Origin of the sequence: Pseudonocardia benzenivorans CB1190 (assembly GCF_000196675.2) — a bacterium.
GTDB lineage: Bacteria > Actinomycetota > Actinomycetes > Mycobacteriales > Pseudonocardiaceae > Pseudonocardia > Pseudonocardia benzenivorans.
In genome coordinates this window covers 1,714,380-1,735,082 of record NC_015312.1, presented here as the reverse complement: position 1 = coordinate 1,735,082, position 20,703 = coordinate 1,714,380, and the positions used below count along the sequence as shown (strand labels likewise).

21 protein-coding genes are annotated in these 20,703 nt (G+C 74.7%); 10 read left to right on the top strand and 11 right to left on the bottom strand.

Annotated elements, in window-relative coordinates; translation table 11 throughout:
- Nucleotides 1-326 precede the first annotated feature (326 nt).
- Together PSED_RS35485 and PSED_RS08380 are read left to right on the top strand one after the other, a co-directional pair.
- Nucleotides 327-1,640, top strand: coding sequence for a VldE C-terminal domain-containing protein (locus PSED_RS35485; protein WP_013673816.1), 1,314 nt, complete (start codon nt 327-329; stop codon nt 1,638-1,640).
- 160 nt (nt 1,641-1,800) lie between these two features.
- Nucleotides 1,801-2,676 (top strand): VldE C-terminal domain-containing protein, encoded by an 876-nt coding sequence (locus PSED_RS08380; protein WP_013673815.1) that lies wholly within the window; start codon nt 1,801-1,803, stop codon nt 2,674-2,676.
- Nucleotides 2,677-2,692: 16 nt separating this feature from the next.
- Here PSED_RS08380 and PSED_RS08375 read toward each other — a convergent pair whose 3' ends face one another.
- A complete protein-coding gene (locus tag PSED_RS08375) occupies nt 2,693-3,121 on the bottom strand; it encodes a hypothetical protein (RefSeq protein WP_013673814.1) in 429 nt (142 codons plus the stop codon).
- A gap of 329 nt (nt 3,122-3,450) precedes the next feature.
- Between PSED_RS08375 and PSED_RS08370 the strand changes: the two genes are divergently transcribed.
- Together PSED_RS08370 and PSED_RS08365 are read left to right on the top strand one after the other, a co-directional pair.
- Entirely contained in the window at nt 3,451-3,990 is a 540-nt protein-coding gene (locus PSED_RS08370) for an ATP-dependent Clp protease proteolytic subunit (RefSeq protein ID WP_041760737.1), read from the top strand.
- A 151-nt stretch (nt 3,991-4,141) separates the two neighbouring features.
- Nucleotides 4,142-5,167 (top strand): 6-phosphofructokinase, encoded by a 1,026-nt coding sequence (locus tag PSED_RS08365; RefSeq protein WP_013673812.1) that lies wholly within the window; start codon nt 4,142-4,144, stop codon nt 5,165-5,167.
- Here PSED_RS08365 and PSED_RS08360 read toward each other — a convergent pair.
- The 6 genes from PSED_RS08360 to PSED_RS08335 all read right to left on the bottom strand — a co-directional run bounded on the left by PSED_RS08360 (nt 5,115) and on the right by PSED_RS08335 (nt 12,081).
- Nucleotides 5,115-5,471 (bottom strand): STAS domain-containing protein, encoded by a 357-nt coding sequence (locus tag PSED_RS08360; RefSeq protein ID WP_041759410.1) that lies wholly within the window; start codon nt 5,469-5,471, stop codon nt 5,115-5,117. The two genes, PSED_RS08365 and PSED_RS08360, sit on opposite strands and share 53 nt — an antisense overlap.
- 138 nt (nt 5,472-5,609) lie before the next feature.
- The gene (locus PSED_RS08355) at nt 5,610-5,855 is read right to left on the bottom strand and encodes a hypothetical protein (RefSeq protein WP_013673811.1); all 246 of its coding nucleotides are present in this window, start codon (nt 5,853-5,855) and stop codon (nt 5,610-5,612) included.
- 31 nt (nt 5,856-5,886) lie between these two features.
- The gene (locus PSED_RS08350) at nt 5,887-7,167 is read right to left on the bottom strand and encodes a YeeE/YedE family protein (RefSeq protein ID WP_013673810.1); all 1,281 of its coding nucleotides are present in this window, start codon (nt 7,165-7,167) and stop codon (nt 5,887-5,889) included.
- 15 nt (nt 7,168-7,182) lie between these two features.
- Entirely contained in the window at nt 7,183-9,915 is a 2,733-nt protein-coding gene (locus PSED_RS08345; protein ID WP_013673809.1) for a hypothetical protein, read from the bottom strand.
- Nucleotides 9,899-11,755 carry a hypothetical protein gene (locus PSED_RS08340; protein ID WP_013673808.1) on the bottom strand — a complete coding sequence of 619 codons (1,857 nt, stop codon included), beginning with the start codon at nt 11,753-11,755 and terminating at the stop codon, nt 9,899-9,901. Before PSED_RS08340 ends, PSED_RS08345 begins: the two co-directional genes overlap by 17 nt.
- Nucleotides 11,756-11,757: 2 nt before the next feature.
- Complete coding sequence (locus tag PSED_RS08335) at nt 11,758-12,081, bottom strand: hypothetical protein (protein WP_013673807.1); 324 nt, start codon at nt 12,079-12,081, stop codon at nt 11,758-11,760.
- 838 nt (nt 12,082-12,919) lie between these two features.
- Between PSED_RS08335 and PSED_RS08330 the strand changes: the two genes are divergently transcribed.
- On the top strand, nt 12,920-13,306 hold the full coding sequence (locus PSED_RS08330; protein ID WP_013673806.1) for a nuclear transport factor 2 family protein: 387 nt from the start codon (nt 12,920-12,922) through the stop codon (nt 13,304-13,306).
- A 35-nt stretch (nt 13,307-13,341) separates the two neighbouring features.
- Here the strand turns inward: PSED_RS08330 and PSED_RS08325 are convergent, their stop codons facing one another.
- The 3 genes from PSED_RS08325 to PSED_RS08315 form a co-directional block, all read right to left on the bottom strand.
- Nucleotides 13,342-14,349, bottom strand: coding sequence for a ketopantoate reductase family protein (locus PSED_RS08325; protein ID WP_233899357.1), 1,008 nt, complete (start codon nt 14,347-14,349; stop codon nt 13,342-13,344).
- A complete protein-coding gene (locus tag PSED_RS08320) occupies nt 14,328-15,044 on the bottom strand; it encodes a cupin domain-containing protein (RefSeq protein WP_013673804.1) in 717 nt (238 codons plus the stop codon). The genes PSED_RS08325 and PSED_RS08320 overlap by 22 nt, the downstream gene beginning before the upstream one ends.
- Nucleotides 15,045-15,219: 175 nt before the next feature.
- Nucleotides 15,220-15,954: a LuxR C-terminal-related transcriptional regulator gene (locus PSED_RS08315; RefSeq protein WP_013673803.1), complete on the bottom strand. Its 735-nt coding sequence runs from the start codon at nt 15,952-15,954 to the stop codon at nt 15,220-15,222.
- 192 nt (nt 15,955-16,146) lie between these two features.
- Between PSED_RS08315 and PSED_RS08310 the strand changes: the two genes are divergently transcribed.
- A complete protein-coding gene (locus PSED_RS08310) occupies nt 16,147-17,676 on the top strand; it encodes a helix-turn-helix domain-containing protein (RefSeq protein ID WP_013673802.1) in 1,530 nt (509 codons plus the stop codon).
- A gap of 36 nt (nt 17,677-17,712) precedes the next feature.
- On the opposite strand, the gene PSED_RS08305 is transcribed toward PSED_RS08310, so the two are convergent.
- Nucleotides 17,713-18,141 (bottom strand): DUF5313 family protein, encoded by a 429-nt coding sequence (locus PSED_RS08305; protein WP_013673801.1) that lies wholly within the window; start codon nt 18,139-18,141, stop codon nt 17,713-17,715.
- A gap of 47 nt (nt 18,142-18,188) precedes the next feature.
- Here PSED_RS08305 and PSED_RS08300 point away from each other — a divergent pair, with 47 nt between their 5' ends.
- The 4 genes from PSED_RS08300 to PSED_RS08285 all read left to right on the top strand — a co-directional run bounded on the left by PSED_RS08300 (nt 18,189) and on the right by PSED_RS08285 (nt 20,619).
- Nucleotides 18,189-18,704: a MarR family winged helix-turn-helix transcriptional regulator gene (locus PSED_RS08300; RefSeq protein WP_013673800.1), complete on the top strand. Its 516-nt coding sequence runs from the start codon at nt 18,189-18,191 to the stop codon at nt 18,702-18,704.
- A 187-nt stretch (nt 18,705-18,891) separates the two neighbouring features.
- A complete protein-coding gene (nthB, locus tag PSED_RS08295) occupies nt 18,892-19,575 on the top strand; it encodes a nitrile hydratase subunit beta (RefSeq protein ID WP_013673799.1) in 684 nt (227 codons plus the stop codon).
- Nucleotides 19,572-20,189 (top strand): nitrile hydratase subunit alpha, encoded by a 618-nt coding sequence (gene nthA / locus PSED_RS08290; protein ID WP_013673798.1) that lies wholly within the window; start codon nt 19,572-19,574, stop codon nt 20,187-20,189. Before nthB ends, nthA begins: the two co-directional genes overlap by 4 nt.
- A gap of 28 nt (nt 20,190-20,217) precedes the next feature.
- The gene (locus PSED_RS08285) at nt 20,218-20,619 is read left to right on the top strand and encodes a nitrile hydratase accessory protein (protein ID WP_013673797.1); all 402 of its coding nucleotides are present in this window, start codon (nt 20,218-20,220) and stop codon (nt 20,617-20,619) included.
- The last annotated feature ends 84 nt before the right edge of the window (nt 20,620-20,703 follow it).

The window sequence follows — 20,703 nt, the reverse complement described above, 5'->3', positions numbered from 1 at the left end:
CGGCCGCGACCCTACGCGCGCGCCGTCGGTCCCGGCCGCCCGACCGTCGGCCGACAGCGGCACCGGGACGTCGCGACGAGCGAGCCCCGATGTGACCGCCGCGACTCGCCGTCACGTGGAAAGTGATCCGTCTCACGGCAACGCAGCCGCTCGTCGCGCGTCTGCGGCGACTCGGCTTTTGCGTCCGGTCGCCGGACGCGGTCGCGCCGAACCCGACCTAACGTCGGCCCGGATCACGAAACGGTCACGCAGGGCACGGAGACTCCCCACTCCGCCGGCACCCCCGAGCCGGACGCCCGCCGTCGACGTGATCAGGAAGGTTCGTCGTGGCACGGCATCGCTCCCCCGAGGGCCGGCCCGCACGACCGGAGCTGGAGGCCGCGCTGGCGGCCGCCCGACAACGCTCCGGCGGTGCGACCCGCCCTCGTCATGCCCTCACCCCCGAGACGCTCGCCCGCGTCACCGCGTCCGGCGGCCCGGTCGCGGTGGCCGACCGACCGGTGACCCGGTCCGGCGCCGCCCTGATCCCGGCGCCGCGCGATTCCGACGATGTCGCCGCCGACACCGCGGTCGACATCTGGGCGCCCGAATTCTGGACCCCCGGTGTGCACACGCCGCCGTTCGGCATCTCGACCGCGCGCGAGACCCCCGACGCCATCGATGCGCAGGACCGGGACGACGACGCACCGACGTCGTTGTTCACCGCGTTCGACGACCGCCCCGATCGGGACGACGACGGCGACCCCGCGGACGACACGGCCTGGGCCGACCGCGACTCCGGGCCGGGCGTCGCAGGCCTCGGCGCCGACGGGCTGCGCCCCACAGGCCTGCGGCGCATCCCGCCGCGGGTGCGAAAGGTGGCCGCCGTCGTGGTGGCCGCCGGCAGCGCGCTCACCCTCGCGGGCGCCGTCGCGACGCTCCCGCAGTCCCCCGAGGACAGCGCGGCCGCACTGCAGCTCGACGACGGCGCCCCCGGCACCACACCCGCCGGGACCACGACGACCGGCACGACGACGACCGGCACGACGACCGGCACCACCGCGCAGGAACCGCCGCCCGCGTTCGACACGACCGCCGTCGTCACCGCGGTGCAGCAGGCGCAGCAGCACGCCGACGCCGTCGCCGCCACCCAGCGCGCCGACGCCGAGCGCAAGGCCGCCGAGGCCGCCGCGAAGGCGAAGGCCGCCGCCGACGCCGAGGCCGCCGCCGAGGCGAAGGCCGCGGCCGACCGCAAGGCCGCCGAGACGCAGGCCGCCGCCGCCCGCGCGGGCTGCGGGCTGAGCACGTCGGGCCTCGGCGGGGTCAAGCCGTGGGTCGCGAACGCCGCGGAGTTCCTCGGCTGCCTGTTCGGCAAGCCGACGATGCTGGGTGTCGGCGGCCGCGGCAACGCCTCCGACCACCCCGGCGGGCTCGCCGTCGACTTCATGGTGTCGAAGTCGGTCGGCGACCGGCTCGCCGCGTGCGCGCTGCGCAACAAGGACGCGCTGGGCATCACCTACGTCATCTGGCAGCAGCGGATCAACTACGGCAGCGGCTGGAAGGGCATGGAGGACCGCGGCAGCGCGACGGCCAACCACATGGACCACGTCCACGTCTCCTTTGCGAAGTCGGCGCCCGGCGGGACGCCCGTCGCCTGCTGACCGAGGCCACGCCCGTCGGGGTGCCGGTTGTGACCTGCTGTGACCGATCCGCTACATTTCGGCCGGATCACGGCGGTCGGCTCCCCGACGGACGAGGACACCGGTCCACCCGGCTCCCCAGGCCGGGCGTCCGGCCGGCGCGTGGTCGGAAGGCAGGTCCGTGTCCCGGCACCGCTCCCCCGCAGGCCGGCGCGCGCGACGTGACCTCGACCCGGCCCCGGCCGGGACCCCGGTCGCGGTCCGCCGCACGGCGACGGCTCCCGCGCGCGCCCGCACGTCCGTGGCCTCGGCGCCCACCCGGACCTCGTCGCCGGGCCGCGCGCGGCCGACCCCGCCCCCCGCGGCGCCCCGGCGGCAGGCGATCACCGCGGCGGCCCTCGCCGGCGGCACCCTGGCCGTCACGGTTCCCCTCACGGCGCTGACCGGGACCGGCCCACCGGAGGTCGCCGACACGGGCACGGCGCTGCGTCTGGCCGCGGGCGACGCGACCCCGGCCGGCCCCGTCGCGGCCGCGGCGCGGTCACGCTCGTTCACCCCGGTCGCCGCGACGGTCCCCGGCGAGCCCGGCCCCGGGTCCGCCGACGCCGAGTCCCTGATCAAGGCGGCCGGGCTGGCCGACGTCGCACGGAAGGCGGCAGAGGCCCGGGCGCGCGTCGAGTGCGCGGTGGACCTGTCGGACCTGGGCCGGGTCCGGCCGTGGGTGTCGGCGGCCGCGCGGTTCCTGTCCTGCCTGTACGACCAGCCCGACCTCATCGGTGTGGCGGGTCGCGGGCGCGTCTCCGACCATCCGCTCGGCCTCGCGCTCGACCTGATGGTGACCGGTTCCAGGGGCGACCGGATCGCCGAGTGCGCGCTGCGCAACCGCGAGGCGCTCGGGATCAGCTACGTGATCTGGGAGCAGCGCATCAACTACGGCTCCGGGTGGGTGCGCATGGCCAACCGCGGGAGCACGACCGAGAACCACTTCGACCACGTGCACATCTCGTTCGAGCGCTCGCCGGGCGCGGGGGCACCCGATCCGGCGGTGTGCGGCTGACCGTCGGGGCCGCCACTCAGGGCGTCGGGTCCTGGGCGGGTCCGCCGGGGGTGATCCGGCGGCGCTTCATCTCCGCCTCGAACACGTGCCGGCGACCCTTCATGGTCGCGTCCCGCACCCCGCGCTCGATGTCCTGCCAGGTGCGGAAGTACCCGTCGTCGAACTCCTCGACGACCTGGAACGTCCACCGGCCGGGCAGGACGTTGCGGCCCACGAGCTCGGTCTCGATCCGCTCGGCCCAGTCGGCGTGCCCGGTCGTGCGCAGGCCCTCGATGACGTCGTCGAGCATCCCGTCGGCACCGCCGATGAGCTGGTGCGCCTCGTAGAGCGCGCCGCGGGCGCGTTCGATGCGCTCGAAGGCCTCGGACAGCTTCCCGACGGCCGCGACCAGCTCGTCGGAGGCGCCGTCGGGGCGGGCATGCGCGTCGTCCAGGGGTTCGGCCACGCGCCCCGGTACCCGGGAGGGCGGCGCCGGAAACCTCGGCGCCCGCCGTCCGCCACGAGCGAACGCCGTGCGGCCCAGGGCGAACACACCCCCGAAGAGCCCCCGTGAGCGCCGATAGTCGCTCACGCGACCATCGCCACTCACGAGGGGACAGCACCGTGCCGCGTACCGACACCCCGACCGGGACCGAGACCGAGACCGCCACGGAGCCGCCGCGCCCGGCACCGCTCCCGCTGCCCGTGCCGCCGAGACCGGTTCCGCCCACCCGCCCGACGCAGCCCCTGGCCCCGCCGACCGCGGGCGCGGTGCTGCAGCACGTCGGCGTCGGGATGGGCGGCGACCCCGTCTTCGACCGGCTGCTCGAAGAGCGGATCGTCTTCCTGGGCAAGGAGGTCGACGACGAGATCGCCAACCGGATCACCGGGCAGCTGCTGCTGCTCGCCGCCGCGGATCCGGCGGCCGACATCACCTTCTACATCAACTCGCCCGGCGGATCGGTGACCGCGGGGATGGCCATCTACGACACGATGCAGGTCATCGCGCCCGACGTCGCGACCTACGCCGTGGGCTTCGCCGCGTCGATGGGCCAGTTCCTGCTCACCGCGGGCGCGCCCGGGAAGCGGCACGCCTTGGCGCACACCAGAATCCTGATGCACCAGCCGTCGGCCTCGCTCGGCGGCACCCACACCGACATCGCGATCCGGGCGGGCGCCTCCGCGGGGATGAAGCGCGAGATCGCGCGGCTGACCGCGCGGCACAGCGGCCGCGACGTCGAGACGATCATCGCCGACGCCGACCGCGACCACTGGTTCACCGCGGAGGAGGCGCGCGACTACGGGCTCGTCGACACGGTGATCGGCGAGGTCTGACCGGCGCCGGCCGAGACCCGCCGGGCCCGCCCGCGACACCCGTCCGGGCGGGGCCAGGCGTGCCCGCCACCCGGGGCCGCGCGGCCGGTGACCCGACCGGATAGCGTTCTGCTCGCGAACCTTCTGCATCGATGGAGAGGAAGCGACCAGAATGCGCGTGGGCGTCCTGACCGGCGGCGGCGACTGCCCGGGTCTCAACGCGGTCATCCGGGCCATCGTCCGGCGCGGCGTGCCCGAGTACGGCTACAGCTTCCTCGGCTTCCGCGACGGCTGGCGCGGCCCTCTGGAGGCACTGACCAAGCCGCTCGACATCCCCGCGGTGCGCGGGCTGCTCCCGCGCGGCGGCACGATCCTCGGCTCGTCGCGGACCAACCCGTTCGCGCTGGAGGACGGCGTCGCCCGGATCAAGCACAACCTGCAGAACCTGGGCGTCGACGCGCTCATCGCGATCGGTGGCGAGGACACCCTCGGCGTCGCGACGAAGCTGCACGAGATGGGCGTCAACGTCGTCGGGGTGCCGAAGACGATCGACAACGACCTGGCCGGCACCGACTACACGTTCGGCTTCGACACGGCCGTGACGATCGCGACCGAGGCCATCGACCGGCTGCACACGACGGCCGAGTCGCACCACCGGACGCTGATCGTCGAGGTCATGGGCCGGCACGCCGGCTGGATCGCGCTGCACTCGGGGATGGCGGGCGGGGCCAACGCGATCCTCATCCCCGAGGTGCGCTTCGACATCGACCAGGTGTGCGACTGGGTCGAGAGCCGCTTCCGGCTCGAGTACGCGCCGATCATCGTCGTGTCCGAGGGCGCGATGCCCAAGGACGGCGACGAGGTGCTGCTCAGCGGCGAGAAGGACGCGTTCGGTCACGTCCGGCTCGGCGGCATCGGCGACTGGCTGGGCCGCGAGATCGAGTCGCGCACCGGCAAGGAGGCCCGCACGACGGTGCTGGGCCACGTCCAGCGCGGCGGCACCCCGACGTCGCGCGACCGCTGGCTCGCCACCCGCTTCGGCCTGCACGCGATCGACGCGGTCGCGGCGGAGAAGTGGGGCCAGATGACGGCGCTGCGCGGCACCGACATCGTGACCGTGCCGCTGCAGGAGGCCACCGCGCAGCTCAAGCTCGTCGATCCCGCGCTCTACGCCGAGGCCGCCGTCTTCTTCGGCTGACGCAGCCGGGTCGCCACCGCCGGGCCGCCGCCGGCGGTGGCCGCGGCTCCACGTCGACGACGTCGTCGAGACCGCAGGCGACCAGCAGGTCGGTCAGCCGTTGCGGGACGCCGACGAACCGCAGCCTGCCCCGGTGGCCGCGGGCGGCGAGCACCAGCCGCAGCAGGCCGTCGAGCGCGCGGGCGTCTGGCGCGGCGAGGGCCGCGAGGTCGCATTCCACGTCGGCGCCCGCACCGAGGAGTGCACGGACCCGGGCGCTCACGGCGTCGTCGGGGCCGCCCGCATCGAACACGACGGTCGCCACAGCGATGTGACGACGCGACCGCCCCGGACTCATCGGTACGGCCGGGTGCACCCGACGGGCGGCCCGGCGGCCGACGCGCGGGTGCCGCCACGCCGTCGCGCGCGACGGCACCCGCGTCCGTCTGCGGTGGGCTCGGGATCAGCCGAGCCCACCGAGGAGGTCGAACACCGGCGGCAGCACGGCGCCCAGGCCGAGGGTGGGGTCGGGAACGGGCAACGGCGGCAACGGCTGGAGCACCTGCACCGGCACTGCTCCGCCCCCGGACGGCTCGGCGGCCGCCGGGACGCCGGCGGCACCGGCCTCCTCGGCCTGGGCGAGACCGGCACCGGCGAACGCCAGCGCCCCCGCACCGACCGTCACGGCCGCGATCCTGCGGACGATCATGATGGTTCCTTCCTGTGGGTGTCCCCGACGGTCAGCAGATCGAGTCGCCGGGCTTGGGGTTGGTGAGGCCGAACAACGGGCGCAGCCGCAGCCCCGCGAACGTCCCGAGCAGCGCAGCCGCGCCCCAGATCCAGCCGTGCAGGCTGAACGACGCGATTCCGGAGAAGTAGGCACCGATGTTGCAGCCGCCCGCGAGCCGGGCGCCGTAGCCCATCGCGACGCCGCCCAGTACCGAGCCGAGCGCCGGCCTCCACGGCACGCGCCGGTGCAGCACGAACGCGCCGCCGAGCGCGGACGCGACGAGCGCGCCGATCATGACGCCGAAGTCGAGCACCGAGATGCGGTCGGCGAAGACCGAGTTGTGCAGGGCCTTCGAGTTCGCGGGCACCTGCCAATACGCCCAGCTCGCGACGTCGACACCCAGCCCCGAGAGGACCTTGCCGCCCCACAGACCGAACGCCGACGTCACGCCCCACGCGCCGCCGGAGACGAACAGCACGCCGGCGTTGAGGACGGCCAGCGCGACCGCGCCGACCCAGAACGGCCACGATCCGCGCAGCACGCGGGCGATGCCGCGCGCCGACGCCGGCCGCTGGACGGGTGGCGGTGTGCGGCGCCAGGCCACCACGTAGGTCACCGCGACGACCACCGCCATCACCGCCAGCGACAACGCGAGCGCGCCCGGATAGCCGAACGTCCGCGCCAGCGAGATCGACGGCCCGGCAGGGATCGTCACCGTCCAGAACGTGAACGTCGCCGCCGCGAGCACCGAGCCGACGACGAACCCGAACAGGGTCAGGACGACCGACGTCTGCCCGCTGCCGACGGCGAACAGCGTCCCCGACGCGCACGAGCCGCCGACCTGCATACCAGCGCCGAACAGGAACGCACCGACCAGCAGCGGGACGCCGACCCCGGCCAGTGCCGGCTTCGGCGTCCCGGCCAGCGAGAACCCGCCCGCGAGCAGGATCGAGAACAGCACACAGGCCACGGCGAGCATCAGCATGTGCGCGCGCACGGCCGCGCCCTGTCCCACCGCGGCCAGCTGGCGCCAGCCGGAGGTGAACCCGAAGCGGGAGTGGAACAACGTGAAGCCCAGCGCGAGGCCGAGCGCCGACGTGCCGGCCATGATCGGCCCGGCCACCTCGGCGACGACCCCGACGAGCGCGACGGCGAGCACCAGGCCCACCACGACGACGGTCCGGTTCGCGGGCGGGGCCTGCGGCGCGCTCGGGGTGAACGCGACGCGCTCGGCCTCCGGGACGAACCGCAGCGCCCGTCCGACGGCACCGCCTTCTTCGATGACAGCCATGGGTCCTCTCCGGGGTCAGGTACCGGCCAGCGGGCCGGTGACCGGGACGACGGTGCCGCCGGGGAACCAGGCGGCGGGGTTGACGCCGTGCATGCCGGCCATGTCGTCGTCACCCGACATCGGCACGTCGACGGGGGCGGCGCCGTAGAGCCGGGGCCGCGCGTCGAGGGTGGAACGCGTCGCGTCGACCCAGGCCAGGTAGCCCGATGCCGACGGGGCCGCCCCCGGGAACGTGGCCGCCAGCGTCGCGGCGTACTGCTGCGGGCCCGCGTCCTGCGGGGTGAACTCGAGCGCCAGCACCGACGACTGCGCCTTCGTCACCACCGACGGGGTGAGCAGCCACGGCGCCAGGAACGTGCCGCCGAGGTACGTCGGTGCCTCGCCGGCGAGCCGCGTCGCCTCCTGCAGGGCGGACACTGCCTGCTCCCAGCCGCTGACGACGACCAGGGCGACGTCGGTTCCCGGGGCGTCGACGAGCCGGAGGTGGTGGCGGGCCGCCTCGTCGCGCACGACCGCCGCGGCGGCGCGCGAGCGCGGCGAGTCGTCGGAGACCAGCCGAAGGGCCCCGACGCCGTGCTCGCCGACGAAGTTGGTCATGGCGCTCAAGGAGGTCGCGTCGCCGGGAGCGAGCGCGTCGGAGGGACACGCGGGCATCGGGACGTCGGTGGCCCCGGTCCGGCGGGCGACGAACCCGCCGAGCAGGGCGCTCGCGCACTCGGGCCCGTCGGGACCGCCGAGCGCCGACGTGGGCGCGGCGACCCCGGCGTCGCCGACGTCCACGGGGACGACCACGTCGAGCGGACCCGAGCGCAGCGCCAGCTCACGCGTACCGGCGGGGATGTCGACGACGGCCCAGCCCCCCGGCGCGCCAGGACGGCTCGTGAAAGCCACGGGCCCGCCACCCGCGTCGACGGTGAGCCCGGCGGGACCGGAGAGATCGGCGTGCTGGTGGCCGACCGGTTCCGCGGGCGCCGCGACACCCGGACCGGTACCGGCGTCCGGATAGCCGGTGCCGCTGACCTGCACGAGGTTGGGTCCCGGCCGCATCGGGGCGACGAGCACGGCGAGCGGGGTGGCCCCGAGGGCGACCGCCCGCAGCAGGGGCGTGCCCGGTGTCGCGGCGGGTGCGGGCGTCGGCAGTCCGGCGAGCGCGGCCGTGGCCACCACCCCGAGGACCGCCGTGACGACGGCGAAGCGCTGCAGCTCGACCGCCCGGTCCCGGCCCGGGCGCAGCCCGACGAGCACCCAGAGTCCGGTCGCGGCGGTGGGGAGCACCGTCGCGCCCAGGGAGGCGAGCCCGTACGGCGTCGCGACGAGGTCGGCCGTCGTGGCCGGGCCGGTCAGGACGAGCTGCACCAGCGCCGCCACCGTCGCGACGACGCCCGCCGCGATCGCGACCCGCCGCACGAGTGGCGCGGTCCGGCCACCGTCGTCGGGCTCGGCCACGGCAGCGCGCCTGCCGGTGCTGCGGCGACGCTGCGCCGGGGACGCGCCTGCGAGCTCGCGACGGGCCGCGTGCCTGGTCCGCGGCGCGTCGACCGCGGCGGCAGACCCGGCTGCAGGTTCGCGGACGGGCGCACGCCGAGCGACATCTCCGGGGACGGCGACGTCGAGGGGGGCGGCCGTGTCCGCGGACACCCCTGGTGACCGACGTGCCGGCGGCGCATCGAGCACCGTCGCGCCACCGCGGGGTGCTGACGCCCGTGACCGCGCGCCGGGCGCCGCCGACGGCCGGGCTGTGGCCGCGATGCCACGTCGCGGCCCCGCGACCCCGTCCCGGCGTGCCGCCACGGCTCGCGCACGGGCCCCGGCGACCGGTTCGTGCCCGATGGCCACGGTTCCCCCCGCGCCCGCCCGACGGTCGCCCGCGGGGCCGTCACCCGCAGGCGCACCGCCCGCACGACCACCGCCGGCGCCGTGGGCCGCGCCGCCGACACCCGCCGCCGGCTGGTCCGCGGCACCGGAGCCGCGGCGGGCGAACGCGCCGGCCGGCCGGTCCACTGCGCCGGACCCGCTCCGGGCGACAGCGGCGGGCGGGCGCGCGGCACCAGAGCAGGCACCGGCGGACGCATCGGCCCCCACCGGTGTGGCGGAGGGGGTGACCGAACCTGTGCGGCGGCGAGGACCGTCCGACGCGAGGGCGTGGCCGCGCGCCGCCACGGGGCCCGCGGCGCGGCCGGTGAGCAGCCCCCACAGCGACGCCCCGACCAGAACGACGGCCGCGACGGCGTACGTCGCGTCGAGCACCGCCGCGAACCCGCTGTGGGGCGAGCCGAGCCCGAGCGCGAGCAGGGCCGTGAGCAGCACGACGGCCACGGCGACGAGCCGCGTCGTCAGCAGCACGGGGACCGCGAGCGCCACCAGCGCCTGCACCAGGGTGCCGGTCATCGTGCTCTCGCCCGTCAGGTACGCGGCCTCGGCACCGGCCGCGACCACGATCGCGGCCGTCCACGCCAGCACGGGCAGCGCCCGTGGCAGCGCGCCCCGCACCCCTACCGCCGCGAGGCCGGAGCCGGCGGCGAGGACCATCCCCACCAGGAGCAGCAACCGCAGCGCGACCGCACCCGCGCCGTGTCCCGGTCCGAGCTGGGCCGCGACGCGCAGCGCGTCGGAGGGGTCCGCGTGGGCCGGTCCGGCGGCGACGACGAGCAGCACCGGCGGCGCGGCGAGGGCCGCCGCCCGGCGGCGCCACCCCGAGAGGTGCCGCCGCCGGACGGGCCGGACGCGCGTCCTACTTGATGTCGTCATCGGCGGTGACGAACAGCATCGAATGCGGCTTGGCGTTCCCGAAGGCGCCGTGCGGCCACGTCGTGCGGTTGAAGTTGATGCAGGGCCGGCCGGAGATCTCGTCGCGGAAGGTCGTGTCGAGGTTCAGCGAGCCGTCCTCGTCCTGGTCGATGATGCAGACTCGGTGGTCACCGTCGAGGCCGGTGCGCGCGACGAAGTAGTCCGCCGTCGCGAGCCGGGCCGGCCGGTCGGTGACGTGGTAGTAGCCGTCGTCACCGATGGCGAGGTTGTCCAGCGCGCCCCAGTGCGGGCCCGCGGCCTTCGACCCCGGGTTGATCGCGACGTGGCCCGCGACGGTCGGGCAGTCGGCGCCCGCGCCGCCGTCGGCGATCTCGGCCGTCGTCTCGATCGAGCAGTCGAAGTCGTCACCGGCCTCGACCAACTTCGAGATGTCGAGGCTGAACACGCCGCCCGCGGTGCCGGGGTCGTCCTTGCCCAGCGCGCCGGGCTTGCGCCCGATCACGGCGTGGTAGAGCTTCGTGTCGTCGGGGCTGGTCTGCAGCCAGCCACCGTTGTCGCTCGGACCGCCGTTGGTCACCGCCGGGTCGATGAGCCGCATCGCGGCGGTGTTGTCGAAGACCTCCTTCCACACCGGGTTCGTCGCCGTGATGTCGGCGGTGTAGAAGATCGCCCCGCCCTGCATCGTCATCGCGAAGGCACCCTTGTGGCCGGGCAGGTTGGTGACCGTGGTCTCCATGACCGCGCGGTTCTCGTTGTGCAGCGGGTCGGTGTCGGTGGACCGGGGGCCCTCCGGCAGGTAGGACACCGACTTCACCTTCGGGTGGTTGAGGTCGCTGATGTCCCAGGTGCGGACGGTCGGCCTGCGCAGGTACGGCGACGGCGCCTTGACCGGGTCCAGGATGATCGTCCGGGGCTCGGCGTAGTCGCTGGTCACCATCGCGTCCAGGTCCTCGCGGACCTGGATCCCGTGCGGGTTCGCGCAGCTCGGCACGGACAGCGCGGGCATGTCCAGGCACTGCTTCGGGTCCTCGGCCGTGGTGGTCGCGGCGGGTGCCTCGACGAGGTTCTTCCCGTCGGGGGCGAAGCGCACGACCTCGCCGGGCGTGCCCGCGAACCCGTTGCCGGTGCGGACCTCGCCGTGGCTGTAGGTGCACGGACCGGGGACGACCGGGCCGCCCATGTACGTGCCGTAGGCGGTGCCGTCGTCGAGCACCCAGTAGGCGTCGGGGACCGAGCCGCACAGGGTCTGCGACGGGAGGCTGATGCCCGACAGGCTCAGCGCGGGCAGCTTCGCCACGTCGAAGACGTACGTCGCGGCGCTGAACAACCCGCCCGCGTAGATCTTGTCGCCCTTGCGCCACGAGTACTGCATGTGGTGCGGCTCGTTCTCGACGAGCGGGCCCACCGTCGCGGTGTTGACGACCTTGCCGTAGGTCGGTGACCCCTCGGTGGCGTCGACGACGGCCATGAAGTCGGGGCCCGGCAGCGCGTTGCGCACCTTCTCGGTGGTGTTGGCCAGCGAACCGGGCAGGTTCTTGACGTCGGGCACCGCGGTGTCGGCGACGTTCTCGTCACCGGCCCAGACGATCAGGTACTCGGGCCGCTTGCCCTGGTCGGCGAGCGCCTCCCGGGACGCGTCGACGGCCGCGGTGTCGACGTGGTTCTCGACCCAGTAGTCCTTGCCGTCGGAACCGATGATCGACGACCGGACGGCCTGGATGTCGGCGTAGGCGGTGTCGGACGTCGCAGGGATCGCGACGACGCCGGCCACGACGGCGAGCGCCAGGCCGCCGAGCAGCAGCTTGCGGCGCAGCGGGACGGCCCGCAGTGAGGTGACCATCGTCAACGCCCCGGAATGATCTTGGTGGCGCCGACGACGGACTGCGCGAGCCCGCTCAGCGGCAGCCCCGCCGGGGCGACGTCGCTGAACCGGTTGAGCACGTCGCCCGAGGGATGGGTCTCGGCCGACGGGGCGATCTCCGGCGCGGTCGGCGCGGGCGCCGGGCCGTCGGGGTCGATGGTTCCGGTACCCGGGATGCCGCCGGGGAGCCCACCCGGGGCCGGGACGAGGTCCGCCGCGAACGCGGGTACGGACGCTCCGATCGTGGCCGCGGCGGCGAGCGCGAGCCCGCCGATCGCGATGCGTGCTGTCCTGTGGAGTGACACGGTTGTGCCTTTCGATGGTCGTGCGGGGAGCGGACGGTCCGCATGCGACGACCCGGCGCACCCGGGGTGCGCCGGAGGGAGGTGTCGTCGGCGGTACGTACGGACGGCAGGGACTCCGGCCCGTGTGCACGCCCGCGTCGTCGGGGCGGGCCGGGGAAAGGCCGGACGGCGGTGGACACCGCGCGGTGGGGGCCCTGCCGTGCGGCGGCGTACGCCGCGGCGTCGACATGACGACATCACGGCGGCCGCGGACAGCGGCCGGGGCGGGACCCGCGCAGGGTCAGGCGTCCACCGGACACAGCGCGCTGGCCTGCCGACGGAGGTCGACGTGCCGCCGGTAGGCGGCGGAAAGGGCCCGAACGTGCATGCCGGAAGGATCGTCGCGGCGCGGTCCGGAGGTCAAACCCACCCGTGCGCGCCCTCGTGCCCCGCGCGTGCATCACGGCGGGTCCCACCCCGGGCCGAATGTCCGGTCATCACCCTGACCTGTGCGAACGTCCTCCCGACCCACCGACGTCGCTGTCGCGGGAGTCCACGCCGACGATCACCCGATCGTGTGGCCGAGCCCGGGAACTCGTGCCGGCCTGCGGCGGTGACCTGCGTCGTCGTGACGTGGGCCGCACGCGACCGAGATCATCGGGCCGGAGGCGCTCGCCGCACCGCGTCACCCTCCGTGAGGACCGGCGCCGTGTCGCCGCCGACGGGACCGTCCGGACATTCGACGCGACCCGGACCCACCCCCGGCCGCGCCGGACGAGGCACGCCGACAGACCCGGCGGCGTGCGACGGTGTGTGCGGCACGGCCGCCGTGGCCGTCGCGAGGGAGGGACCTACGACGATGCCCGAGGGGAACGACCCCGAGGAGAACGACGTCGTCCGCAGCGAGCTCTTCGCGCGCGAGCCGCTGTTCCACCGGCCCGAGTGGGGCACGGGGCGCGCCGACCTCGAGGCGATGACCGCACCGGACTACTGGGAGGTCGGCGCGTCGGGCCGGACCTACGACCGGGAGTTCGTGATCGGGGTACTGCTCGAGCGCTACGCCCGCGACGAGCCCGACCCCTGGTCGGCCGACGGTTTCGCGTGCCGCGCCCTCGGCCCGGGCACCTACCTGGTGACCTACACCCTCACCCAGGGCGAGCGGGTCACCCGGCGGGCGACGGTGTGGGAGCGGACCTCAGGCGGCTGGCGGGCGCTGTACCACCAGGGGACGGTCGTGGCCCCGTGACGATCGCGCGGGGCCTCGGTCCTCGCCGCCCGCGGTCACGTGCGGGCGGCGGCGAGCAGGTCGGCAGCCGAACGGCCACCGGGCTGTTCGCGCGCCGCGGCCATCTCCTCCGCGACGCGCAGCAGCAGCGAGTTCACCGGCGTCGCGACACCGTGGCGCTCGCCGAGGGCGATGATCTCCCCGTTGAGGTAGGACGCCTCGATGCTGCCCGTCCCGCGGCGCAGGCTCTGCCACGACGAGCCGCCGCCCCGGGTGCGGCCCGCGATCGTGCCCGCGGCGACGCGTCCGTTGCGCCGGGCCCGGTCCTCCTCGTCCGTGGCGACGTCGATCCCCGCGACGGCCAGTGCACGCACGCCCTCGACGCGGGCCGCACCGGACAGGTCCGCGAGCGCGGGGTCGTCGGAGCCGCAGGCGGCCTCGGCGGCGTTGCCCAGGTTCGACAGCAGCTTGCGGTACTTCCAGCGCATGATGTCGGCTCGCGCCTGCGCGCTGAACCCGGCGGCGACGAGATCGGCCGCGACGCGTCCGGCGAGCGTGGCGGCGGCGGGGTCGCCCTCCGGGTAGCCACCGACGTCGAGCACGCCCGGGTGCGGCTCCATGTACGCGGCGACGACGCCGGGCTCCAGATGGTCGGCCATCAGGATCACGACCATCGCGACGACGGTCTCGAAGCGCGCCCGGGCCATCCGCTCGCCCGCCACGCCGTTCTGCGCGCACAGCACGCCGACGCCGGGCGCGAGCTCCCTGGCCTGGTCGAGGACGGGTTCGGCGTCCTGCAGCTTCGTCGCGACGACGAGCAGGTCGGGATCGTCGCCGTCGCGCAGCCCCGCCTCGGCGAGCGTGCCCGCCACCGGCACCCGCAGCGTCGTCGTCCCGGACGGCCGGTCCAGTGTGAGGCCGTCGCGACGCAGCGCGTCGAGGTGCGCGCCGCGGGCGACGAGCACGACGTCGTTGCCCGCCTGGTGCAGGAGACCTCCGACGGTGCCGCCGATCGCGCCGGCACCCACGATCACATAGCGCATCAGCCGTGCAGGTACCACCACGCGACGCTCGCCGCGCGACGGCCGGGGTTGTGCCAGCTGTGCGGCCGGTCGGCCGGGAACTGCAGCGAGTCGCCCTGTTCGAGCCGATAGATCTCGTTGGAGACCTCGACGGTCAGCGTGCCCTCGAGGACCAGGACGAGCTCCTCGCCCGACCGCACCGAGCGCGGCTCGCCGCTGGTGCCACCGGGCTCGACGCGCGCGACGACCGCGCCGGCGCGCAACCGGTCGGTGGGCAGCGCGATCGCCCGGGCGTCGACGCCGGTGGCCGAGGGCGCCCAGTCGGCGGGGGCGACGGGGCGCTCGGCCGCGCGAACGTGAACGGCGACCGGACCGGCCCATTCGGCGTCGTCGACGAAGAAGCCGATCGGGCGGCCGAGCGCGGCGGCGAGCTTGAGCAAGGTCGTGATGGTCGGGACCATGTCGCCGCGCTCGACCTTGTGGATCGCGGCGGCCGAGACCTCCGAGCGGCCTGCGAGCTGCTGCAACGACAGCCCGAGCAGCTGGCGGACCTCACGGACCTTGGGCCCGATCGCGCCGACGATGTTCTCCCACGCAGCCGCGGGAGCCGCAGGAGCTGCGGGCTCGGCGACCACGGCGCCCGTGGCGTCGGCGGCCGGGTCGGGGGTCACGGCCTCGTCGGCCGACGAGGTGGGCGCGGTGGTCCGGGCCGTACGTCGCCGCTGTGTGGTGGCCATGGCCTCGTAGCCTGCTCCCTCGCGTCCCCCGGTCCGGCGGCCGCCGGACCCGCGTCACCTCACGATCGTGCGGATCACGGTGACACACCCGGGAACCGCCGACAACGCGGCGGCACCGGAGCACCGTTCGGGACGAGCCTCCCACCCGGCCGGTCGCGACGGGACGCGGGCTTGCTCACACCATCCCTTGGCGGGTCGCCGTGTAGACGATCTCCGTGCGGCGGCGGACGTCGAGCTTCTCGCGCAGGTTGCGGACGTGGAACTTCACGGTGGCCTCGGAGATGAGCAGCCGGACGGCGATCTCGCGGTTGCTCATGCCGACGGCGAGCAGCTTGAGCACCTGGTTCTCGCGCTCGGTGAGCATCTGGCCGCGGGGGCGGGCGCCGCCGTCCTCGTCGCGCAGCACGTCGACGACGACCGACGTCGTCCGCGAGTCGAAGACGCTCTCCCCGCGCAGCAGCGCCCGCACCGAGCGGACGATCTCGGAGGTCTCGACGCCCTTGCGCAGGTAGCCGTGGACCCCGCTGCGGACGGTCCTGAGCATCACGTCGCGGTCGCGGCAATTGGTGAGCACCAGCACGCGGACCCCACGGCGGCGCTGCAGCAGCGTGCGCGCCACCTCGACCCCGACGCGCTCCGCCCCGCCCGCGCCGGCGCCGCTGCCCAGCTCGACGTCGATGATGACGAGGTCGGGCCGGCACCGGTCGGCGATCAGCAGGGCGTCGCGCGCGGTGGCGGCCTCGCCGACCACGGCCAGGTCCGGTTCGGCGGCGAACAGCTGCCGCAGCCCGAACCGAACGATCCCCTCGCCGTCGACCACGAGGATGCGGGCGGTGCGCTGCGCCAGCCCGGCGGCGGGGTCGGTGTCGCGGCCGTTCGCGGTCCGGGTGAGTACGGCGTCGACGGTCATCGGCGGTGCCTCCTCGTGCTGTCGGTCACCGGCCCACGTGCTGCTCCGGGCCGGTGCCGGCACCGTAGCGAGCGCCACGTTGCGCGTTCGTTGCACTGACCAGTAGGGGAGGTCACCCCTTGCCTTGCCTGCCCTCGGCGGCGTGGGCGATGATGCGGACGGGGCCCTGCGCACGCGTACCGCCCCTCGTCGATGGGGGGAAGGGGGCACGTGAGCAGTCCGTCGCCCGACCGCAAGGTGTCCGCGGACCCGTTGGCGCGCGCCCGCGCCCTGTCCAAGGTGTTCGACGAGGTCATCGGTGCGGGTGGCCCGTCGCTGCGCGGTCGCGACGAGGGCCCGGGACCCCGCCCGATCATCTCGGAGTCCTGGCAGCGCAGCCTCGCCGCGCGCGTCGACCCGGAGAGTGTCGCGCCGCCGCTGGTCTACAGCTCCGACGACCTGCCGACGCTACGGGCCGACCACCCGCTGAACACGGTCATGCCGCTGCTGCGCAGCACGCTCGTGAGCATCGCCGACGAGGCCATGCACGTCATGCTGGTGACCGATGCCGAGGGCCACATCCTCTGGCGCGACGGGGCGTCCAGCCTGCTCTCCGACGCCGACCGCGTCGGCCTCTACCCCGGCACGCAGGTGTCGGAGGAGACGATCGGCACGAACGCGATGGGCACCACGCTCGCCGTCGACGCGCCGGTCCAGATCCACTCCGCCGAGCACCTGGTCCGCGCGTTCCACGCCTGGACCTGCGTCGCCGCCCCGGTGCACGACCCGGACACGGGCGCGATCCTGGGCGCGGTCGACATCAGCGGCCCGCTGCACACCGCGCACCCCGCGCTCGTCCAGCTCGTGTCGACGACGGCGACGCTCGCGGAGAACCAGCTGCGGGTGCGCGTCGCGATCGCCGACGAGCGGCTGCGGATGCGCAACATGCCGCACCTGGCCAGCCTGCGCGGCGCCGCGGGTGCCCTCGTGACGCCGACGGGTCGGATCATCGCGGGCGAGCCGTACGGGCGATGGCCCGAACGCGTCGCCATCGCCGAGGGCGCCGACCGGGTCGTGCTCGCCGACGGCCGGGAGATGCTCGTCGAGCCGCTCGCGGAGGGCTACCTGCTGCGGGCCGCGACGCGGACGACCCGCAGCGCACCGCGGACCGCGCTGTCGATGCGCTTCATGGGCGACGGGGCGCCGCGGCTGCTGCTCAACGGCAGGCCCGTCCCGTTGACGTTGCGGCCCGCCGAGGTGCTGGCGATGCTCGCCCTGCACCCCGACGGCGTCTCCGGCGAGCGGCTGGCACAGCTGCTCTACGGCGAGGACGGGAACCCCACGACGGTGCGCGGGGAGATCCACCGGCTGCGTGCGCTCATCGGTGCCGACGTGCTGCGCACCCGGCCCTACCGGCTCGACGCGACCGTCGAGACCGACTTCGGCTCGGTCCGGGCGGCGTTGCAGGCAGGGCGGGTCGAAGCGGCGCTCTCGGCGTGCGGCGGCCCGCTGCTGCCGCGCTCGGACTCCCCCGAGATCCGCGAGCTGCGCGACGAGCTGGAGGCCGGGCTACGGCGGGCGGTGCTCGACACCGACGACGTCGACCTGCTGCACACCTTCGCCGGGCACCCGCTCGGGCGCGACGACCTCGAGGTGCACGACCGCCTCGTCACCCTGCTCGCGCCCGGGGACACCCGGCTCACCGCCGTCGCGATGCGCCGGGCGCGGCTGCTGCGCGACTGAGCGCGCGGCCGGCGGCAGCAGGCCGATGCGGGGCCGTCAGCCGGGCGGGAGCTCGTTCGGCGGTGGGGTCTCGGTGCGCCATCGCTGGTTGTAGCGCTCGCGATCGGCCGCGAGCTCCTCGGCACGGTCCTCGTTGCGCACGCCTGCCGCGGTGCCCAGCGGCCAGCCCGCCTTCACCGCGCGGTGCTCGGCCGTCTCGTACATGTAGGCCACGGAGTAGAAGAACCCGAGGATCAGCCCGGCGAGCACGGCGAGCGCGCGGACCCAGGCCTGGCCGGGGATGAGGACGAAGAGCAGCACCGCGACCGGTGCGATCTGGATCGCGGTGCGGCCCAGGTGGCGCAGCTGCCACGTGCGCGCCGTGACGTCGTGCAGCACCCAGTCCCGGTACTCCGGCGGCAGGCCGGCACCGAAGGTGTAGAGGAGCCAGCGGAAGGGTCCCGGCCGGCGCGGCTTCCCACTCATTTTCCACCCCAATGATTTGTGTACCAATCAACGGTACACTCACGACCATGTCCACCGCATACCGGAGTGACCGAGGCGACGCGGGCATCGCCCCGGTCCAGACCGCCGACCCCGCCGGCGCCGCCGCCGGGGAGCCCACCGATCTACTCAGGCTCGACCGGCAGGTCTGTTTCGCACTGGCGGTGGCCGCGCGCAACGTCATCGCGCTCTACCGGCCCGTGCTGGAGCCGATGGGCCTCACCCACCCGCAGTACCTGGTCATGCTGGCGCTGTGGGAGCGCGCGCCGCTGTCGGTCAAGGAGCTCGCCGGACTGCTGGCACTCGATCCCGGGACGCTCTCGCCGCTGCTCAAGCGCCTGGAGGCAGCCGGGCTCGTGGTGCGCAGGCGGTCGGCCGAGGACGAGCGCGTACTGGCGGTCTCGCTCACCGAGGCCGGGGCGGCACTGCGGCAGCAGGCCGAGAAGGTACCGCCGGCGATCATCGCGCGGCTGGGCATGCCGCTGTCGGAACTCGAGTCGCTGCACGCCGCGCTCACCTCCGTCATCGCCGCCTCCGCACCCTGACCGGACCCGCACCGGGACCCGTTCGGGACCCGTTCGCGTCGCGGCATGGCCACCTGCCGCCGTATCCAATAGTGTGCGCAGGTCTACTATGTGACGCGGACTGCACCGGCTCCCGAGCGGGCCGCGCGGACCACAAGCGGTGATCGACACCGGGCGACCGGGTGTGCGTGAGAGAGGTGTGGTGTTGATGGAGAGCGTTGCCGACATCGGCGGTGCCACCGGCTGGGGGAAGGTCGACCCGCCCACCCCGCAGGACAAGGACGCGGTGTTCCACGAGCCCTGGGAGGGCCGGGCGTTCGCGCTCACGCTGCTCACCATGGGCCGCGTGTCCGGGCAGAACCTCGACGCGTTCCGCTACGCGCTGGGCCGGCTGGACCCGAAGTCCTACTTCGACGACACCTACTACGGCCGCTGGCTCAACGCCTCCGAGCTGATGCTCGTCGAGTCCGGGATCCTCGCGCCCGGTGCGGTCGACGCGCGCGCCCGCAACAACGCCGGCGAGGACGTCGAGGAGCCGCCGGTCCCCGAGCCGAACAAGCCCGACTACGCGCCGACCGCCGCCGGCTCGCTGCGCCAGATCGACGAGGCGCCCCGCTTCGCGGTCGGCGACACCGTCACCGTGGCGTCCGAGGTCGAGAGCGACGCCAACAAGCTGCCCGCCTACGTCCGGGGCCACCGTGGCGTCGTCGAGGCCGTGCAGCCCGCGCACGTCTTCCCCGAGACCCACGCCCGGTTCCTGGGGGAGAACGCCCAGCACGTGTACTCGGTGCGGTTCACCTCGACCGAGCTCTACGGCGCCGACGCCGAGCCCTTCGAACTGACCATCGAGATCTTCGACAGCTACCTGCAGGACAAGGAGACCGCCGCGTGAGCACCGCCCTGAACCCCGACGAGCACCTCGACGGCTCCGGCAACCGCATCAGCCCCGCCCTGCGCACCGAGGCGCTCGAACAACTCCTCACCGAACGCGGCCTCGTCGACCCCGCCGTGATGGACAAGTTCATCGCCACCTACGAGACCGCCGTCGGCCCCCTCAACGGAGCCAAGGTCGTCGCCAAGGCCTGGACCGACCCCGAGTACAAGGCCCGCCTGCTCGCCGAGGGCACCGCCGCCATCAAGGAGCTCGGCTTCGCCGGCCCCCAGGGCGAACACATCGTGGTCGTCGAGAACACCGACACCGTCCACAACGTCGTCGTCTGCACCCTCTGCTCCTGCTACCCGTGGCCCGTCCTCGGCCTGCCTCCCGCCTGGTACAAGGACCCCGCCTACCGCGCCCGCGTCGTCCGCGAGCCCCGCAAGGTCCTCGCCGAGATGGGCTGCGAACTCGGCGACGACGTCGAGATCATCGTCCGCGACTCCTCCGCCGAGGTCCGCTGGCTCGTCCTGCCCCAGCGCCCCGCCGGCACCGAGGACTACACCGAGGAGCAGCTCACCGCCCTCGTCACCCGCGACGCCATGGTCGGCGTCGCCCACGTCACCAAGTAGCCGTCACCCTCGCCCGGAGCAGCATCCGATGTCCGCAACACCGAGCCTGATCGACCTCGACGCCGACGCCCAGTCCGCACCGCCGCGGGCCAACGGCGAGCTCGTCTTCGCCGAACCGTGGGAGTCCCGCGCCTTCGGCATGGCCGTCTCGCTGCACGACGCCGGCCTGTTCGCCTGGTCCCAGTTCCAGGCCGCCCTCATCGCGCGTATCGCCGCCTGGGAGAACCACCACCCCGAGGGCGAGTGCTACTCCTACTACACCCAGTGGCTGGGCGCCCTCGAGGACGTCCTCGCCGGCGACGGCACCGTCTTCACCGACGAGATCGTCCAGCGCGCCGAGGAGCTCGCCGCCCGTCCCGCCGGCTACGACCACCGGCACGACGACGGGGACGAGCACGGCCACGGACACGGCCACGGGCACGGGCACTGACCGCCCCGCCCCGCCCCGCGCGACGACACGACGGCCGCACCCGGCAGGGGTGCGGCCGTCGTGCGCACGGGCCTGCCGCGCGGC

Coding starts and splice junctions, on each gene's coding strand:
- PSED_RS08355 (WP_013673811.1), bottom strand. CDS start 5,855: ATGATCGTCCGCAGGATCGCGGCCGTGACGGTCGGTGCGGGGGCGCTG.
- PSED_RS08340 (WP_013673808.1), bottom strand. CDS start 11,755: ATGGTCACCTCACTGCGGGCCGTCCCGCTGCGCCGCAAGCTGCTGCTC.
- PSED_RS08370 (WP_041760737.1), top strand. CDS start 3,451: ATGGGCGGCGACCCCGTCTTCGACCGGCTGCTCGAAGAGCGGATCGTC.
- PSED_RS08350 (WP_013673810.1), bottom strand. CDS start 7,167: ATGGCTGTCATCGAAGAAGGCGGTGCCGTCGGACGGGCGCTGCGGTTC.
- PSED_RS08320 (WP_013673804.1), bottom strand. CDS start 15,044: ATGGCCACCACACAGCGGCGACGTACGGCCCGGACCACCGCGCCCACC.
- nthB (WP_013673799.1), top strand. CDS start 18,892: ATGGAGAGCGTTGCCGACATCGGCGGTGCCACCGGCTGGGGGAAGGTC.
- PSED_RS08305 (WP_013673801.1), bottom strand. CDS start 18,141: ATGAGTGGGAAGCCGCGCCGGCCGGGACCCTTCCGCTGGCTCCTCTAC.
- PSED_RS08345 (WP_013673809.1), bottom strand. CDS start 9,915: ATGACGACATCAAGTAGGACGCGCGTCCGGCCCGTCCGGCGGCGGCAC.
- PSED_RS08285 (WP_013673797.1), top strand. CDS start 20,218: ATGTCCGCAACACCGAGCCTGATCGACCTCGACGCCGACGCCCAGTCC.
- PSED_RS08310 (WP_013673802.1), top strand. CDS start 16,147: ATGGGGGGAAGGGGGCACGTGAGCAGTCCGTCGCCCGACCGCAAGGTG.
- PSED_RS08330 (WP_013673806.1), top strand. CDS start 12,920: ATGCCCGAGGGGAACGACCCCGAGGAGAACGACGTCGTCCGCAGCGAG.
- PSED_RS08300 (WP_013673800.1), top strand. CDS start 18,189: ATGTCCACCGCATACCGGAGTGACCGAGGCGACGCGGGCATCGCCCCG.
- PSED_RS08315 (WP_013673803.1), bottom strand. CDS start 15,954: ATGACCGTCGACGCCGTACTCACCCGGACCGCGAACGGCCGCGACACC.
- PSED_RS08365 (WP_013673812.1), top strand. CDS start 4,142: ATGCGCGTGGGCGTCCTGACCGGCGGCGGCGACTGCCCGGGTCTCAAC.